Origin of the sequence: Christiangramia marina, from assembly GCF_048285865.1 — a bacterium.
GTDB classification, from domain to species: Bacteria; Bacteroidota; Bacteroidia; order Flavobacteriales; family Flavobacteriaceae; genus Christiangramia; species Christiangramia marina.
Map to the genome: position 1 here is coordinate 398,476 of NZ_JBLVTK010000002.1, position 15,865 is coordinate 414,340.

The 15,865-nt window shown below is 39.8% G+C and carries 14 protein-coding genes; 7 read left to right on the forward strand and 7 right to left on the reverse strand.

The genetic code is table 11. From position 1 onward, the window contains the following. A partial coding sequence (gene yidC / locus ACNKXS_RS08270; protein ID WP_417920472.1) for a membrane protein insertase YidC occupies nucleotides 1–1,081 on the forward strand: 1,081 nt, incomplete at its 5' end. Between the two features lie 72 nt (nucleotides 1,082–1,153). Here the strand turns inward: yidC and ACNKXS_RS08275 are convergent. Then, nucleotides 1,154–2,164 (reverse strand): fasciclin domain-containing protein, encoded by a 1,011-nt coding sequence (locus ACNKXS_RS08275; RefSeq protein WP_417920473.1) that lies wholly within the window; start codon nucleotides 2,162–2,164, stop codon nucleotides 1,154–1,156. A gap of 186 nt (nucleotides 2,165–2,350) precedes the next feature. On the opposite strand from ACNKXS_RS08275, the gene ACNKXS_RS08280 reads away from it, so the two are divergent. The 4 genes from ACNKXS_RS08280 (at nucleotide 2,351) to ACNKXS_RS08295 (ending at nucleotide 6,601) form a co-directional block, all read left to right on the forward strand. Further along, complete coding sequence (locus ACNKXS_RS08280) at nucleotides 2,351–2,746, forward strand: lipocalin family protein (RefSeq protein ID WP_417920474.1); 396 nt, start codon at nucleotides 2,351–2,353, stop codon at nucleotides 2,744–2,746. An 84-nt stretch (nucleotides 2,747–2,830) separates the two neighbouring features. After that, a complete protein-coding gene (gene mnmA / locus ACNKXS_RS08285) occupies nucleotides 2,831–4,045 on the forward strand; it encodes a tRNA 2-thiouridine(34) synthase MnmA (RefSeq protein WP_417920475.1) in 1,215 nt (404 codons plus the stop codon). A 25-nt stretch (nucleotides 4,046–4,070) separates the two neighbouring features. Continuing rightward, the gene (locus ACNKXS_RS08290; protein WP_417920476.1) at nucleotides 4,071–5,651 is read left to right on the forward strand and encodes a S8 family serine peptidase; all 1,581 of its coding nucleotides are present in this window, start codon (nucleotides 4,071–4,073) and stop codon (nucleotides 5,649–5,651) included. Then, nucleotides 5,651–6,601: an NAD(P)H-dependent flavin oxidoreductase gene (locus ACNKXS_RS08295; RefSeq protein ID WP_417920477.1), complete on the forward strand. Its 951-nt coding sequence runs from the start codon at nucleotides 5,651–5,653 to the stop codon at nucleotides 6,599–6,601. The genes ACNKXS_RS08290 and ACNKXS_RS08295 overlap by 1 nt, the downstream gene beginning before the upstream one ends. Here ACNKXS_RS08295 and ACNKXS_RS08300 read toward each other — a convergent pair. The 4 genes from ACNKXS_RS08300 to guaA are packed head-to-tail and all read right to left on the reverse strand — an operon-like array spanning nucleotide 6,598 to nucleotide 11,103. Further along, nucleotides 6,598–7,140, reverse strand: a complete 543-nt coding sequence (locus ACNKXS_RS08300) for a DUF922 domain-containing protein (protein ID WP_417920478.1) — start codon at nucleotides 7,138–7,140, stop codon at nucleotides 6,598–6,600. The two genes, ACNKXS_RS08295 and ACNKXS_RS08300, sit on opposite strands and share 4 nt — an antisense overlap. Next, the gene (locus tag ACNKXS_RS08305; protein WP_417920479.1) at nucleotides 7,137–7,538 is read right to left on the reverse strand and encodes an OsmC family protein; all 402 of its coding nucleotides are present in this window, start codon (nucleotides 7,536–7,538) and stop codon (nucleotides 7,137–7,139) included. Before ACNKXS_RS08305 ends, ACNKXS_RS08300 begins: the two co-directional genes overlap by 4 nt. Further along, a complete protein-coding gene (locus ACNKXS_RS08310; protein WP_417920480.1) occupies nucleotides 7,528–9,552 on the reverse strand; it encodes a PBP1 and LysM peptidoglycan-binding domain-containing protein in 2,025 nt (674 codons plus the stop codon). Before ACNKXS_RS08310 ends, ACNKXS_RS08305 begins: the two co-directional genes overlap by 11 nt. 21 nt (nucleotides 9,553–9,573) lie before the next feature. Beyond that, nucleotides 9,574–11,103, reverse strand: coding sequence for a glutamine-hydrolyzing GMP synthase (gene guaA / locus ACNKXS_RS08315; protein ID WP_417920481.1), 1,530 nt, complete (start codon nucleotides 11,101–11,103; stop codon nucleotides 9,574–9,576). A gap of 86 nt (nucleotides 11,104–11,189) precedes the next feature. Between guaA and ACNKXS_RS08320 the strand changes: the two genes are divergently transcribed. After that, a complete protein-coding gene (locus ACNKXS_RS08320; protein ID WP_417920482.1) occupies nucleotides 11,190–11,915 on the forward strand; it encodes an SIMPL domain-containing protein in 726 nt (241 codons plus the stop codon). 3 nt (nucleotides 11,916–11,918) lie between these two features. Here ACNKXS_RS08320 and ACNKXS_RS08325 read toward each other — a convergent pair whose 3' ends face one another. Together ACNKXS_RS08325 and bshC are read right to left on the reverse strand one after the other, a co-directional pair. Continuing rightward, nucleotides 11,919–13,283 carry a pyridoxal phosphate-dependent decarboxylase family protein gene (locus ACNKXS_RS08325; protein WP_417920842.1) on the reverse strand — a complete coding sequence of 455 codons (1,365 nt, stop codon included), beginning with the start codon at nucleotides 13,281–13,283 and terminating at the stop codon, nucleotides 11,919–11,921. 1 nt (nucleotide 13,284) lies between these two features. Further along, nucleotides 13,285–14,901: a bacillithiol biosynthesis cysteine-adding enzyme BshC gene (gene bshC / locus ACNKXS_RS08330; RefSeq protein WP_417920483.1), complete on the reverse strand. Its 1,617-nt coding sequence runs from the start codon at nucleotides 14,899–14,901 to the stop codon at nucleotides 13,285–13,287. Between the two features lie 141 nt (nucleotides 14,902–15,042). Here bshC and ACNKXS_RS08335 point away from each other — a divergent pair, with 141 nt between their 5' ends. After that, nucleotides 15,043–15,828: a carboxylesterase family protein gene (locus ACNKXS_RS08335; protein WP_417920484.1), complete on the forward strand. Its 786-nt coding sequence runs from the start codon at nucleotides 15,043–15,045 to the stop codon at nucleotides 15,826–15,828. Nucleotides 15,829–15,865 lie beyond the last annotated feature (37 nt).

The following is a 15,865-nucleotide window of genomic DNA, read 5'->3' on the forward strand; positions in this document are numbered from 1 at the left end:
CATAAGTTATATCGCTTACAGGCAACATTTCTTCTCCTCTATTTTACTTACGGATACACCATTTGCAACTGCAAGTTTCGAAGTTGAGAATCTTGTTGAAGACGAAGAGATCGACACCGTTTATACCAAGACCTTCGCTTCCAGCATTCCTTTGGAACTAAAGGCTGGGGAACTTAACTACAACATGAACTGGTATTATGGTCCTTCAGATTACAAGATCCTGAATGATTATGATAGAAACCTGGATGAAATTATTCCGCTAGGTTGGGGAATCTTTGGATGGATCAATAAATATCTATTCATCCCATTCTTTGCATTTTTAGGAGGCGTTCTTCCAAGTTACGGTCTGGCGATTATTGCCATGACGATCGTGGTTAGAATTGTTCTTTCTCCGGTGACTTACAAATCTTATTTATCACAGGCTAAAATGAAGATCTTAAGACCTGAGATCAATGAGCTGAATGAGAAGTACAAGGATAATGCGATGAAAAAGCAGCAGGAAACCATGAAGCTGTATAGCAAAGCAGGCGCCAGTCCTATGAGTGGATGTTTGCCAGCGCTTATGCAAATACCAGTGTTCTACGCGTTATTCCAGTTCTTCCCGAGTGCATTTCAGCTTAGACAGAAAAGTTTCTTATGGGCAGATGATCTTTCCAGTTATGATGTAATCGCAGAACTTCCTTTCCATATCCCGTTCTATGGAGATCATGTGAGTTTGTTCCCGATACTTGCTTCTGTAGCTATCTTTATATATATGATGATGACTACCGGGCAAAGCATGCAGGCGAATCAACAACCAGGAATGCCTAATATGAAGTTCCTGATGTACCTGTCTCCATTATTTATGTTGGTGTTCTTCAACAACTATGCGAGTGGACTTTCCTTGTATTACTTTACTTCGAATCTAATTACGATTGGAATCATGTTGGTGATCAAATACGTGATCGTAGACGAAGATAAGATTCACGCGAAGATCCAGGAAAACAAGAAAAAACCTAAGAAACAGAATAAGTTCACCCGAAAGTTCCAGGAAATGATGGAGCAGGCTGAAGAGCAGCAAAAAAAACAAAAGGGTAAATAATTTTTTCTGAAATATAATTAATGAGAAAGCCTCCGCAAATGCGGAGGCTTTTTTCTTTGTTTTTAGTTTCGATTATAGCGTAGGTAAAATAACAGTGTCAATTGCATGGATCACTCCATTTGTAGCCTGAACATCTGTAGCGATGATTGTTGAAGTTCTTCCGTTTGCATCAGTAATTGTTGCTGTATCACCAAGATTTATGGTGAAATCCTCACCCTGAAGCGAGGTTACTACAATACCATCTTCAAGTTCATCTGAAGTTACATTCATATCTATTAGCACATGGTAGCTAAGCACTGTGGCCAGCGTATCAGCATCAAGATCTCCAAGTTCCTCAAGTTCAAGTTCAGTTAAAAGATCTCCAAAAGCTGAATTTGTAGGGGCAAAAACAGTAAAAGGCGCTGGAGAATCAGAAGCTTGTAGAGTGGATACAAAAGTATAGGAATCTTCTCTGGTCAATGCAGCAACTAAAGTGTCAAAAGTAGGATCTGCAAGTGCAAAAGTTACCACAGTAGGTAATCCAATCACATTGCTTACAGCGTGAATCACACCATTATCCACCTCAACATCTGCAGTTTCAACAGTACTTACACCATTAATAACCACCCCATTTTCAGTATTGATATACATGCTTAGTTTTTCACCATCAGGTCCAGCTGTAGACATACTTTCTATGTAGCCAGTAGAAAGATCTGAAGACATGATCTCCCCCATTTGTACATGGTTTAAAAGAACCTGCGTAAGAACATCTGTTGGCACATCTTCCAGGGCATCAAATCCATTTTCATCAAGGAAAGCAGCAAAAGCATCATTATCTGGAGCAAAAACTGTATAAACATCGTCTCCTGTAAAAGTAGAGGTCAAACCAGTAGCCTCTAAAGCGGCTAAAAGTGATGAATAATTTTCGTTAGCAACCACAAAATCTGCAATAGTGTTGGATTCTACTACATCATCTGTTGGGTCTGGAGTTTCCATGAAATCATCTGAAGTCATGAAGTCATCGTCTTCATCACATGCTGTAAAACTGAAGCAGATTGCCAGCAATAGAATACTAATTTTTGAGTTTTTGAGAATTGAATTCATATCATTTGAATTTTAGTTAAAATTTTTGATCACATAAATCTACTACTGAATTTTTCAGAACTCTGTTTAATCTTTGTTAAATTTCATTAAACAGTTAGTTTTAAGATATTCAATCCTTTACAGATTGAATCAATCCATGAATTCGAATTAACTTTGTTTATATTTGAGAAACCTAAACACCTATTTATGAAGAAGATTTTAATATTATTACTATTTACAGGAATCCTTGCTTCCTGTAGTGATGACGATGATGCAGGAGTAGATAATGAAGGATCGATCCTGGGAACATGGTTTCTTGTTGAAGCTAATAATGTGCCTGGTTTTTCGATTAATGAATGTTCCAGCCAGTCATATCTTAGCTTCATGGCCGATAACACTGCTGACTCAGAATTTTTTACGAATGTTAGTGGCGAATGTGAATCTGAATCTTCTAGCGGAGACTGGAGTAATTCCTCCGGCTCCCAGTATACCTTCACGGTACCGGGATTTGGAGAACTTACTGGTAATGTATCTTTCGATGGTAATCGTTTTACTTTTACCCCAAATGATCTTCCTACTTCATCGCTTACTTTCGAAAAATAATCCGCACCAAATTTTTATTGAAAAGGGTAGCTTTCGCTACCCTTTTTTATTTCGTAATTTTGCAGCTTCTTATCCGACTCTTATGTGAGTCAAAGAAAAGTTAAGATACCTATGAAAAAAGTAGTGGTTGGTTTGTCTGGAGGTGTAGATTCCAGTGTTTCAGCATACCTGTTGAAAGAACAGGGATATGAAGTGATAGGTCTTTTTATGAAGAACTGGCATGATGATACGGTAACCATTTCAGATGAATGCCCTTGGTTGGATGATAGCAATGACGCGATGCTAGTGGCAGAAAAACTGGGGATCCCATTTCAAACTGTAGACCTAAGCGAACAATACAAGGAACGTATCGTTGACTATATGTTCAACGAATATGAAAAAGGTAGAACTCCAAATCCAGATGTTCTTTGTAATCGAGAAATTAAGTTCGATGTTTTTATGAAGATCGCTCTTTCTCTGGGTGCAGACTACGTCGCTACCGGTCATTATTGTCGCAAATATGAATTTAAAAAGGATGGAGAAACCATTTACCAGCTTATGTCTGGAATGGATTCGAATAAAGATCAGTCTTATTTTCTTTGTCAGTTAACCCAGGATCAGCTTTCTAAAACCCTCTTCCCTATTGGAGACCTTCAGAAATCTGAAGTAAGAAAGATCGCTTCAGAACAGGATCTGGTAACTGCTGATAAAAAAGATTCTCAGGGACTTTGTTTTATTGGTAAAGTAAGACTTCCGGATTTTCTTCAGCAAAAATTAAAACCCAAAGAAGGGGTTATTGTAGAGGTCTCTTCCGAAGACAGTATTTATAACGAGGAAGAATTGAGCTTTTCAACTAAAAAAGAGGAACTGCAATTTCTTTCTAAAAAATACAATTATCACAAAGATCAGGGCAAGGTTGTAGGAAATCATCAAGGTGCGCATTATTTCACAAAAGGACAAAGAAAAGGTCTCGCTGTGGGTGGTACTCCGGAACCTTTATTCGTGATTGATACCGATGTTAAAGAAAATGTGATCTATACTGGACAGGGCAAAAACCATCCCGGGATCTACAGGCAGGCTTTGTTCATTTCAAATGACGAAGTACATTGGGTTCGCCAGGATTTGGCTTTAGGAATTGGTAAAGAGATGAAAGTTAAAGCTCGAATTCGTTACCGCCAGCCTTTGCAGGAAGCAGTCTTACATCAAACTCAAAATGGAATGTATGTGGTTTTTGAAAATCCTCAAGCTTCTATTACCGAAGGTCAGTTTGTAGCATGGTATAGTAAAGATGAACTGCTGGGTTCTGGAGTAATTTCGTAACTTACTTGCCTGCCGGCAGTTTGCTATGAAAAGAATATTCCTACTTGTCTTTTTTATCTCCAGTTGTGCTTTCGCGCAGGATCATGCTTTGGTTTATTTTACAAACAAACCTAATGCCGTTGAAGCACTCGAAACTCCCGCAAATCTTTTTTCTGAAAGAGCTTACGAGCGTAAATTATTGAGAGGAACAACCATTGATTTTCTTGATGTTCCGGTTCATGAACCTTTTATTAGCGATCTTAAAGCAAGATCTGGTTTCGAAATAAAGGCTAAATCCAAATGGTTCAATTGCGTTTACGTAATAGGTGAACGAAATGCAATTGAGATTTTAGAAAGTCTGGAGCATGTTGCCAATGTCCAGTTCCTCGAAGAACTTTCTAACAGAAGTCAAAGCATTCCGCAGAAAAGCATCGAGAAAAAGCTTGAAACAGAAATAGATTTCAATTATGCATCTACTTCCAATCAGGTCAGAATGCTTAATCTTCAGAATTTACACGAACAGGATCTCACAGGAAACAGAATGATCATCGCCGTGATGGACTCTGGTTTTCCAAATGTTAATTCTCTGGTGTCATTTGAGAATCTAAGGAACAATGACAATTTACTGGGAGGCTATGATTTCACGAATCGATCAGAGGATTATTCCGCAAGCACCCTGGATAATCATGGTACATTGGTACTTTCCACCATGGCTGCTTTTAGAGAGAATCTTTATGTAGGCACTGCGCCAGATGCTGCCTATTATCTTTTTGTTACCGAAGTTTCGGCTACCGAAACTCCAGTTGAGGAAGCCTATTGGGTGGAAGCAGCCGAGAGAGCTGATAGTCTGGGCGCCGATATCATCAATACTTCACTTGGATACACCTTATACGATAAGCCGGCATATAGTTATACTCCGGAAGATATGGATGGGAAGACAAGTTTTATTTCCAGAGGAGCCAATATGGCTATGCAGAAGGGGATGCTTGTGGTAACTTCAGCGGGAAATCGTGGAGACGAGGGTTATTTCAATATTATAAGTGCTCCTGCTGATGCTAATGTGCTTGCCATTGGCGGAGTTGATCCTTCAGGTAATTATGCACCATTTAGTTCTATTGGACCCAGCGCAGATGGGAGAATTAAACCTGATGTGGTGGCTCAGGCTATCGAGGTCGCAGCTATCAACGAAAATGACAGGCTTGTTGGGGTGAATGGCACATCATTCTCCAGCCCGATCATGGCAGGAGCCATTGCATGCTTCTGGCAATTAAACCCGGAATGGACTAATTTCGAGGTGATGCAATTGGTTAGAGATCTGGGGCATCTTGGCAATTCCACTAATAATTTCCTGGGGTATGGCATTCCGGACTTTTCAACTCCCGCTAATCCCGTAGCTCCTAATTCTTCGGAATTAATTTTATATCAAAATCCAGTAGAAGAATTTCTGAAATTTGCCGGACCAGCAACCGATTATAATATCCGGATTTTCAATACCGCAGGAAAAATGGTCTTAAGCGAACGCAGCGTTTCTTCAGAAATTAATCTTTCCGGCTTTTCTCGTGGTATTTATATTGCTATGTTTGAATCTGAAAACAGGACTGAAAAATTTCTTATCATCAAAAAGTAATGAGTTTTAAGCACAATAGAATCACTGAACTTTTCAATATTGAATATCCTTTAATACAGGCGGGAATGATCTGGGCAAGCGGCTGGAAATTAGCCAGTGCGGTCTCTAATGCCGGAGGTCTTGGAATTATTGGGGCAGGTTCCATGTACCCTGAGATCCTTAAGGAACATATTCAAAAATGTAAAAAAGCTACCTCGCAACCTTTTGCGGTTAACGTGCCGATGCTCTATCCCGATATTGAGAAGATCATGGACATTATTATTGATGAGGGTGTTAAGATCGTATTTACTTCTGCCGGGAATCCTAAGACCTGGACATCCCACCTACAAAGTCATGGGATCAAAGTGGTACACGTAGTAAGCAGTGTAAAATTTGCTGTAAAATCTCAGGAAGCCGGTGTAGATGCTATTGTTGCTGAAGGATTTGAAGCAGGTGGTCATAATGGTCGTGATGAAACTACCACTTTTACCTTGATTCCTATGGTTCGTGAAAAGATCGATATTCCGCTAATAGCAGCTGGAGGGATTGGCAATGGAAAAGGAATGTTTGCAGCGATGGTACTTGGCGCTGATGCTGTGCAGGTTGGAAGCAGGTTCGTAGCAACACCCGAGGCAAGTTCTCACCAGAATTTCAAGGATATGGTAGTAAAAGCAAGAGAAGGTGACACTGTACTTACCCTGAAAGAACTCGCACCTGTCAGACTACTGAAAAATAAGTTTTTTGAAGATGTTCAGGAACTTTATACCAAATCTCCAAGCAAAGAAGATCTTACTTCTTTACTCGGAAGAGCCAGAGCAAAGAAAGGGATGTATGAAGGTGATCTGGAAGAAGGCGAACTTGAAATAGGCCAGATTTCCGGATTGATCAATGAGATCAAACCTGCTGCTGAAATTGTAAAGGAAATGATTTCTGAATTTGAAGAAACTAAAATCGCTTGCCAACAATTTTAAAGCGCGTAATCTTCGTACTCAGCCAATTTAGAAGCCACAAATTTTCTCCAACGTAACTCTGCTTCTTTATTTTCACTATGTGAAGTTTCTTTATCAAAACGATTCTGCATAGCGACTCTTTCAGTTTCAGTAATGTTATAAAGTCTTTTTAAATCCTGTCGGATCCTTCTGCCAGGTTCATATTCAGCAAGCCGCTTTCTCAGTTTCCTTGCATGCAATTCAGTTATATCAAAATGCAATTGCTCATGAGCCAGTAAATATTCGGGATTGTTCACGTCCTTTACCCAGCTTAGATCCGGATAAAAATTACTTTTCACTTCATGGGTAAGCTCAGGCTTTCCTGTGCTCGTACTATAGTTCCAGAAATAGCTCATCCCGGAATTTGTGTTTGCTGAAAAATCTATATTATAATCTGGCGCAGCTTCAAAATTTTGCCAGCTAAGACGATCTATATCAGCCCAGGCAATTTTTCTTTTTTCCTGTGCACCGCCAATATGGACAATCCCTAAGAGAAATAAAACGAGAAATACTTTTCTCACGAATAGGTGAAATTTACCAGCTTTTCAATATCTGTGTGCAGACTATGATAGACCGGGCAGGTAAGTGCCGCATTCTCCAGGATCTTCTTTTCCTTCTCCTCAAAGCTTCCTTTTACAGATATGTTGATCTCAATTTTCGAAATCCTTCGAGGCTTATCTGTCATCACCTTAGTAACCTCAGCGAAAGTACCCTCAATTTCCATTTGATGATCATTGGCCTTAATGCCCATGATCGTAAGCATGCATGAAGCAAGTGCCGTTGCCACCGTATCTGTTGGTGAAAAAGCTTCCCCTTTACCATGATTGTCCACAGGAGCATCGGTGATCATCTTCGATCCACTTTGCAAATGTTCAGCTTCTGTTCTTAAATTTCCGAGGTATGTAACTTTAGAGGTCATTCGCTTCAGTTATAGTTAGATCTTCATTCAGGTTTAAAATATAGATCGCATCATTAGTATATCCACCTTCAGGCTTCATCAAATAATGAAATTTGCTCTCGTAATATTCAGTATAGCCAGGGTATTTTTCAAAGCTTTCGTATAGATCTTCCGCAGAAGCCAGTCTTAACAATACATCCATTGTAAGATCGTAACCACGCATTGCATACTGGTTAGGCTGAACTTTAAATTTCTTAGCATACTCTTTTACGAATTCATCATCTTGCTGGGTATCGAATTCCTTGTCTACTGAAGGGTAATGAAGTTTCAATTTTCCCAGATGATTGTTGGAGATCACATCACTTTCGTATCCATTATTCTTATTGGTAGTAAGCAGCGTGATCTTGTTATTTCTTGTTAACCTGTTCAAAGCAGCAGCAACACTACTAATAAGGTTCATATTTTCAGACTCAAGAATCACCCAGTTTTCGCCGGAAGACATTACTTCCGCCAGTTTTGCTTCGGAAACAAAATTATCTGAAGGATTTACCGTTCTCGCTGAAGGTAACGCACTCATCAATTCATTTTTGATGGCAAAAGATTTTGAGTCGGCAATAACAATCACATTTTTTCCACTCGCATTTCTGGCGATATAGTCAACCATTTTCGATCTTAGAAATTCTTCACTTGGTCGGGACTGGAATAAGTTTCCGTAGCCTTTCATACTTCGATTACTAAGTGGATTGATCACAGGAATGTTCCTGTTCTCCAACGCTCCAGCTACAGTTTCTGTTACATCCTGAATTAACGGACCTATAACCGCATCTACATGATCAAAGTTATTCGTTCTTAAAATGTTTGAGACTTCCCCAGTACTTCTTCTGGTATCATACACCTTAAGCTTTGTAGAAATCCCCATGCTTTTCGCTTTCTCCACAGCCATTAGAACACCACTATGGAAATCAAGAGAAATTCGTATTACTCTTTCATTTAGAATAGCGTTACGATAGGTAGGAATTGAATCGGCATCCACCTTATCGAGATGGAACGGCAGCATCAAAGCGATCTCCTTGGTATCGCGATTATCTATAAAAGATTTGAGATCTACTTTAGACTGCGAACCTGATCCCATACCGGTGTACCTCTCCTCTTCAACGTTTTCAGAACTTCCATCCTTTTTTGGAACCTTTAGCACCATCCCGAATTTCAATCCTTCTGTCAATGCAGGATTTAACCTGATCAAAGAATCCTGAGATACTGCAAACTTTTTAGATAGTCTGTATAGCGTTTCCTGTGGTTTCACTTCGTAAAATCGAAAACGATCATCTGTTATAATCACTGGTTCCTCGTCAAGAACTGCAGTGCCAACGCGAATCATCATTCCGGGCTGTAAGATTTCTACTTTTGGATTCATCTCGTCCAACTCCTTCAGCGTCATTCCATACTTTCTTGCAATCCCGTATTTGGTTTCCTGCGGAAGCACAATATGTTCCCTGGTCTTGTAATTTTGAGAACTACTGGAAGCTTTAGAATTTACAGGTTTCTCTGCCGGAGCTTCGTTTGACTGATATGTTAATTCCGGTTGTGGACTATTTGTTACCACCACATTTTCCGCAGGAATATTTCCAACGGGAATTTGAATGGTTTCTCCTATTTGGAGCTCCTTGGAATATAATTGCTTATTATACCTTTTAATATTATCGATACTAACACCGTATTCCTTAGAAAGACTATAAAGCGTCTCCTTTTTCTTTACCTCGTGTTCTTTGAAAGACACAGATTTAGCTGAAGTTTCTGTATTTAAAGACACTTCAGTTTTATTTTCAGAAATTGGAATAACGAGTTTTTCATCGATCCCTATTCCGTTCTTTGCTTCCGGGTTGTATTTATAGATATCCTCCTCATCAATACTGTAAGACTGGGAGATACTAAACACAGTTTCACCTTTTTTCACAGTATGATATTTGTACGACTGCGCGTTTGCAGACATACTTATCACCTGGAAAAGAAAACATAACACAAATAGGTACTTCATTCTTTTATCTTTTTTGAGATTTTATTCCCACTCTATTGTTGCCGGTGGTTTGGAGCTAATATCATAGACTACTCTATTAACGCCTTTCACCCGGTTGATTATTGTATTCGAGGTCTTTTGCAGGAACTCGTATGGTAAATTCACCCAGTCTGCAGTCATACCATCTGTGGATTCCACAGCTCTCAATGCTACCACCTGCTCATAAGTTCTTTCATCACCCATAACTCCTACCGACTGTATAGGTAGTAAGATCGCTCCGGCCTGCCATACTTTGTCATATAACATCCAGTCTCTTAATCCCTGTATAAAGATATGATCTACTTCTTGAAGTATTCGCACTTTTTCTGCCGTTATATCACCAAGAATCCTAATCGCCAGTCCCGGTCCTGGAAATGGATGTCTACCTAATAATACCTTGTCGATTCCAAGCTCCTTTCCTACTCTTCTTACTTCATCTTTAAATAGCATTCTTAGCGGCTCTACCACTTTCAGCTTCATGAAATCAGGTAATCCACCCACATTGTGATGAGACTTGATCGTTACTGAAGGCCCATTAACAGAAACCGACTCGATCACATCTGGATAGATAGTACCCTGCGCCAGGTAAACAACATCCTTGATCTCGTGAGCTTCATCATCGAAAACTTCAATAAAAGTATTCCCGATCGCTTTTCTCTTTTCTTCAGGATCTGAAAGACCTTTTAACGCATCCAGAAATCGTGCCGAAGCATTCACTCCCTTTACATTAAGCCCCATATCTTTGTATTGGTCCAGTACACTTTCGAATTCATTCTTCCGAAGAAGACCATTATTAACGAAAATACAGTACAGGTTTTTGCCGATGGCCTGGTGTAATAGAACGGCAGCAACCGTAGAATCCACACCTCCACTAAGACCCAGAACTACCTTGTCATCTCCTATCTTTTCCTGTAATTCTGAAACCGTTAGATCCACAAAGGCTCCAGGAGTCCAGCTTTGCTCTGTACCCGCGATCTTTACAAGAAAGTTCTCTAATAATTGCTTACCATCGGTTGAATGATAAACTTCCGGATGAAACTGGATTGCGTAAGTCTCTTCACCTTCAATTCTGTAAGCTGCATTCAGCACATCTGAAGTACTCGCCAGTCTTACCGCATTTTCAGGAAGGTTTATAATAGAATCACTGTGACTCATCCAAACTTGTGAATTCTCCTTTATATCTTCAAACAACAATTCTGCATCCTTGATCACCGAAAGATTCGCTCTTCCAAATTCCCTTGTATCTGAAGGTTCAACTTTTCCACCGAAAAAGTGGGCAAGATATTGAGCACCATAGCAAACTGCCAGCATAGGCAATTTACCTCTTATCTGTGACAGATCTGGGTGCGGGGCATCTTCGGCTCTTACAGAAAATGGACTTCCTGAAAGGATAACCGCTTTAAAACCTGATAAATCTTCTGGAATTTTCGAGTATGGATAGATCTCGCAATAAATGTTTAGTTCTCTAACACGCCTTGCAATAAGCTGTGTATACTGCGAACCAAAGTCTAGGATGAGTACGTTGTTTTGCATGCGCAAAAATAGGAATTTAGGTAAAAAAGCCGGCAAAGGAAGGTGGAAATTTTCTATATTTAGAATGCATTAAGACTTTGTCCATTATGAAATATTTAAGTGCTATAATTTTTGCCATCGCGATCATGACTGCAGCCTATTTTCTGGGTGATGCTTATGTTTCCAGAGCCAATCCCGATGGTGTCATTTCGGTGACCGGTTCAGGTAGTGAAAATTTTATTTCAGATCTAATTGTGTGGGAAGGTAGATTCAGTAGAAATTCTCCTAATCTGGAAGCCGCATATAATCAACTTGATCAGGATAAAAATATTGTAAGATCCTATCTTATTGGAAAAGGGATTAAAGATGAGAACATTGTTTTTAATTCAGTTCAAACTAATGAACAGCAAGAGAATCAGTATCAAAACGGGAATTATGTGGGTAGTATTTTCAAGGGTTACGAACTAACGCAACCTGTAAAAATCGAAAGCAATAATGTAGAACTTATCGAAAATGTGTCACGTGAGATCACGGAATTATTGAATAAAGGCGTCCAGTTTAATTCTTCTCCTCCCAGATATTACTACACCAAAATAGCAGATCTCAAAATTGAAATGATATCCAAAGCTACAGAGGATGCCAGATTACGTGCAGAGAAAATCGCAGCGAACAGCGGAGAAGATCTGGGTGATCTTAAAAGTGCGAATATGGGCGTGTTTCAAATCACCGGCCAGAATAGCGGCGAGGATTATAGCTGGAGTGGCGCATACAATACGGCAGATAAAAATAAAACCGCATCCATAACAATGCGGCTGGAATATGAAATAGATTAGCTATTAGTCTAAAGTAGCCAGTATCTGCTCAATATCATCTTCAGTAGTATCTGGATTAATAAAGCAGAATCTAACCACGCTTTCATCCTTCCACAGGGATGGGGTGACCAGTGCAAATCCTGAATTATGATTCTTGTAGGTCCAGTCACGGTAATCTTCCGCAGACCATCCTTTTCTCTTAAATAAGACTACAGATAAACTTGCCGGTCTTACCAGTTCAAGCAAATCATTCTGCTCCACTTTGGAAGCGGCAATATTTGCAAGTTCTATCCCTCGTTCAATAGCTTCTTTATACTTGTTAGTTCCATGCATCGCCAGTGAAAACCATAATGGCATCCCTCGTAATCTACGGGTAAGCTGGATCTGGTAATCTGCAGGATTAAATCCTTGTGCCCCTTCGTCCTTGAATATCTCAAGATAAGCACCTTTTTGAGAATGTGCTTTTTTCGCAAGTTCCAGGTTTTTGTAGATAACCGCGCCACAATCGTATGGTGAAAACAGCCATTTATGAGGATCAATAGTAATACTGTCTGCCTGCTCGATGCCGTTAAACAAATGTCTTACAGAATCTGCAGCCAGCGCTCCACCTCCATAAGCACAATCTACATGCAGCCAGATATTTTCCCTTGCACAAACATTTGCCACTCCTTCCAGATCATCTATAATCCCGGCATTGGTTGTTCCACCCGTTGCTACCACAGCGAAAAGTCTGTTTCTATCCTGTTCACTTAAATTTTCTAATTCCTGCTGAAGTGCAGTTCCGGATAAAAATTCTTCTTCTGAATTTACCAGGTGAACATCTGCATCCATTACTTTTGCCATGGATTTTATTGAAGAATGTGCACCTGTTGAAGTGATCAAAAGTGCTCTATCTCTGGCGTGAGCTGGCTTTTGTTCTCGCCACTCCTCTCTTGCGGTAACTAATGCTGAAAGATTTGCAGCTGTACCACCACTTGTAAATACACCAAAAGCAGTTTCCGGTAGACCGGTTAAACTTACCAGCCATTTCATCGCCTGGTTTTCACAAAATATCCCTCCGGCTCCTTCCATCCAGTAAGAACCATGAATACTGGAAGCTGAAGTTACCAGGTCGAACATGATCGCGGCCCTGGTTGGTGCAGCGGGAACAAATGCCAGGTGTCTTGGATGATCAATAGGTACCGTTGCTTTAACCAGTACGTTCTTAAATAACTGGAATGCACTTTCACCTCCAATACCTTCGGGAGTTATAGTTTCTCCAACAAGTCTCAACAGTTCTTCTTCCTTCTTTGGTGCACCAAGTTCTGGCGTTACATTAGATATACGATCGATAGCATACTTCATCACGTCCAGCGTCATCTCAACCAGATCCATATCTATGGTATGCATTCTATTCTTTTCCAAAAGTGATAATTTTAAAGTTTGCGTCTAAAGGATCTAATTCTTTTAAAAGGCGCTCGATAAGCCCTTGACCGTATTCATCGTAATATTCAGAGAAATTTGTTTGCCGCTCCTGCAGACTCCTGTTTGGAAATAGATCATTCTGTAATGCGGCGATTCGCTCTACTTCATCCTTTAATTTTCTTTTTTGTGCTTGCAGGAGTCGATTTTCGAGATTGTCGAGACCTTTAAGCTGCTTTACTTCCTGAGCTTTTACTGCACCAATAAATGATTTATCGGTTTTCTCAGCCAGCTCATACATTTGCTGAAATTGCTGAATCAAATGCTCTTTCTGTTCTGAAAAATCAATATTGATATTGCTGATTTTCCGAACCTTTCGATTGATCAGCTCATGTTGTTTCAGAAATAATTCCTTCAGTGAAATATCGAGTTTCCTGCGTTTGGCATCCTGTTTAGCAGTTTGCAGTAATGCTGAATTCCGAAGTAACAACATTGGAAAAACCACAGTTTCGGCTTCGAAATAATTCTTTAGCTGCAACCAGTAAGCAAGTTCTCCACCTCCACCTATATAGCAAAGATTTGGAAGCAGCACTTCCTGGTAAAGCGGTCGCATCATGACATTTGGACTAAAACGTTCCGGATGCGCATCCACTTCTGCAAGTATTTCCTCTTTGCTCCAGCTTATCTCTGTTTCATGAACAAAATACTGAGCATCTTTTTTGACGATACGTTCCCGAATCTCATCATTAAGATAAAATAAATTGATATCCCGCGGATTCACCTGTACTTTATAGTCCTGTTCTTGCAGGGAATCTATAGCTGCCTGAGACGCATTTGAAGAAGACTCATTTAATAATTCGTTCTTTATATGGATAGAAAAATGCTTTTTCAAACGGGAATCTCCAGCTGCGACGATAACAAGGCCTTCTTTGCCAAATAACCTGTTCGCCAGATAGCGCGTGGCATCGGTCAAGTTATTATGCTCCAAATATGCTTTCTGGAACATCTCCTTCAATTCTTCAGCATTAGTTCCTCCACCAATCTCGGAAGAAAAAAGCTTAAAAACTTCCTCAAGCCCTTCCGTAGAAAGTTTACCAACAGCAGTCGCTCCTGCCCGCTTTTCAGCATTATTCCATTTGAATTTTTTTCCGTGGAGATTAAAAAAATTGATCTCTTCAAAATCATGATCCTCTGTAGCCATCCAATATACCGGTACAAAATCATTCTCTGGATGTTCTTCTTTTAACTTCCTGGTAAGATTAATTGTGGAAACTATCTTATAAAGAAAATAAAGCGGACCCGTAAAAAGATTGAGCTGATGCCCCGTAACCACTGTAAATGTCTTATCTGAGGATAAAAGATCGATGTTACCGGAGGTAGCCTCAGAAACTTTAAGATCTGCATACTGCTCTTTTAGAACTTCAACCAGATCCTTACGAACGAAATTGTTATAAGACTGGGATTTTTCATCGATCTGAGCCCTGAAATTTTCAATTTTAGGAAAACGATGATATAAATGTTCCAGACTTTCTTTTTCTGAAAGATAATCCAGGATTAGTGGAGTAAAATAATTAGTATCGGAATAAGCTATATGATCTGTAGACATCAACCTGTTTATAATTGCTGTAAAGATAAAACCTTTTAGGAAGGAAACTAAATCGAGACCAGCCGCATATTTATTCTTTACGATTAACTTAACATCTATAAAATTCTTAAATTCCGGTTATCAATCAAAAACCATTAGTTCATGATCTTAAAACGACTAATTTTCGCACTCTTAATCATATTCTCATTTACATCCTGTACAAGTGATGATGACGCTTCAACGCCAGATCGCAGAAGCATTGAAGATCTAGAAACAGATTTTCAAGCCTTGAACCTGCAACAAGGGATTAACGATGTAACACTTGAAAACCTTAACGGAAGTTCCTGGAATTTTAGAGTGATCATCCCGGAAAGTGCTTCATCTACTGAGAGACCTCTTGTCCTAACACTTCATGGCGCAGCTGGCGGGGATGTAGATGCCCATAAAAACACTGCCTGTTATGCAGAGCCTGGTTTTGCAGCTTTGGATCCAATTATTGTAAGTCCCAACGGAGGAACCCAGCTTTGGAATAGTGCTTTTAATCAGGATCTCGTTATTGGCCTAATGTATCTAACTCAGAAATATTTAAATGTAGATAGAGACAGAACCGTGGTAACAGGTTACAGTAATGGTGGAAATGGCAGCTGGTTCTACGCTGAAATTTACCCTGAAATATTTACTGCATCAATTCCCATGGCCAGCAGTTACAGTACTTTTAGCTCTAACGGGAGTGTTAGAACCATAGAGACTCCACTTTATGTAATTCATGGGGAGAACGACGAATTATTCCCGCTTGCTGAAACTCAGGAATGGGTTGCCGCAACAAGAGATGCCGGCACGAATGTGACTCTGGAAGTAGCTCCTGGTTTAACGCATTATGAGTCATGTAATTATTCTCCATATCTGCAAAATGCTGCGAGTTGGCTACAGGATGAAGTTTGGGACTAAATCGCGAATTTTTTTACTTAATTTTGGATGCATTCAC

What these genes read in the sequence shown, in the direction of transcription:
- ACNKXS_RS08275 (WP_417920473.1), bottom strand. Translation starts at nt 2,164, where the DNA reads ATGAATTCAATTCTCAAAAACTCAAAAATTAGTATTCTATTGCTGGCA.
- ACNKXS_RS08280 (WP_417920474.1), top strand. Translation starts at nt 2,351, where the DNA reads ATGAAGAAGATTTTAATATTATTACTATTTACAGGAATCCTTGCTTCC.
- ACNKXS_RS08290 (WP_417920476.1), top strand. Translation starts at nt 4,071, where the DNA reads ATGAAAAGAATATTCCTACTTGTCTTTTTTATCTCCAGTTGTGCTTTC.
- ACNKXS_RS08295 (WP_417920477.1), top strand. Translation starts at nt 5,651, where the DNA reads ATGAGTTTTAAGCACAATAGAATCACTGAACTTTTCAATATTGAATAT.
- ACNKXS_RS08305 (WP_417920479.1), bottom strand. Translation starts at nt 7,538, where the DNA reads ATGACCTCTAAAGTTACATACCTCGGAAATTTAAGAACAGAAGCTGAA.
- ACNKXS_RS08310 (WP_417920480.1), bottom strand. Translation starts at nt 9,552, where the DNA reads ATGAAGTACCTATTTGTGTTATGTTTTCTTTTCCAGGTGATAAGTATG.
- guaA (WP_417920481.1), bottom strand. Translation starts at nt 11,103, where the DNA reads ATGCAAAACAACGTACTCATCCTAGACTTTGGTTCGCAGTATACACAG.
- ACNKXS_RS08320 (WP_417920482.1), top strand. Translation starts at nt 11,190, where the DNA reads ATGAAATATTTAAGTGCTATAATTTTTGCCATCGCGATCATGACTGCA.
- ACNKXS_RS08325 (WP_417920842.1), bottom strand. Translation starts at nt 13,283, where the DNA reads ATGCATACCATAGATATGGATCTGGTTGAGATGACGCTGGACGTGATG.
- bshC (WP_417920483.1), bottom strand. Translation starts at nt 14,901, where the DNA reads ATGTCTACAGATCATATAGCTTATTCCGATACTAATTATTTTACTCCA.
- ACNKXS_RS08335 (WP_417920484.1), top strand. Translation starts at nt 15,043, where the DNA reads ATGATCTTAAAACGACTAATTTTCGCACTCTTAATCATATTCTCATTT.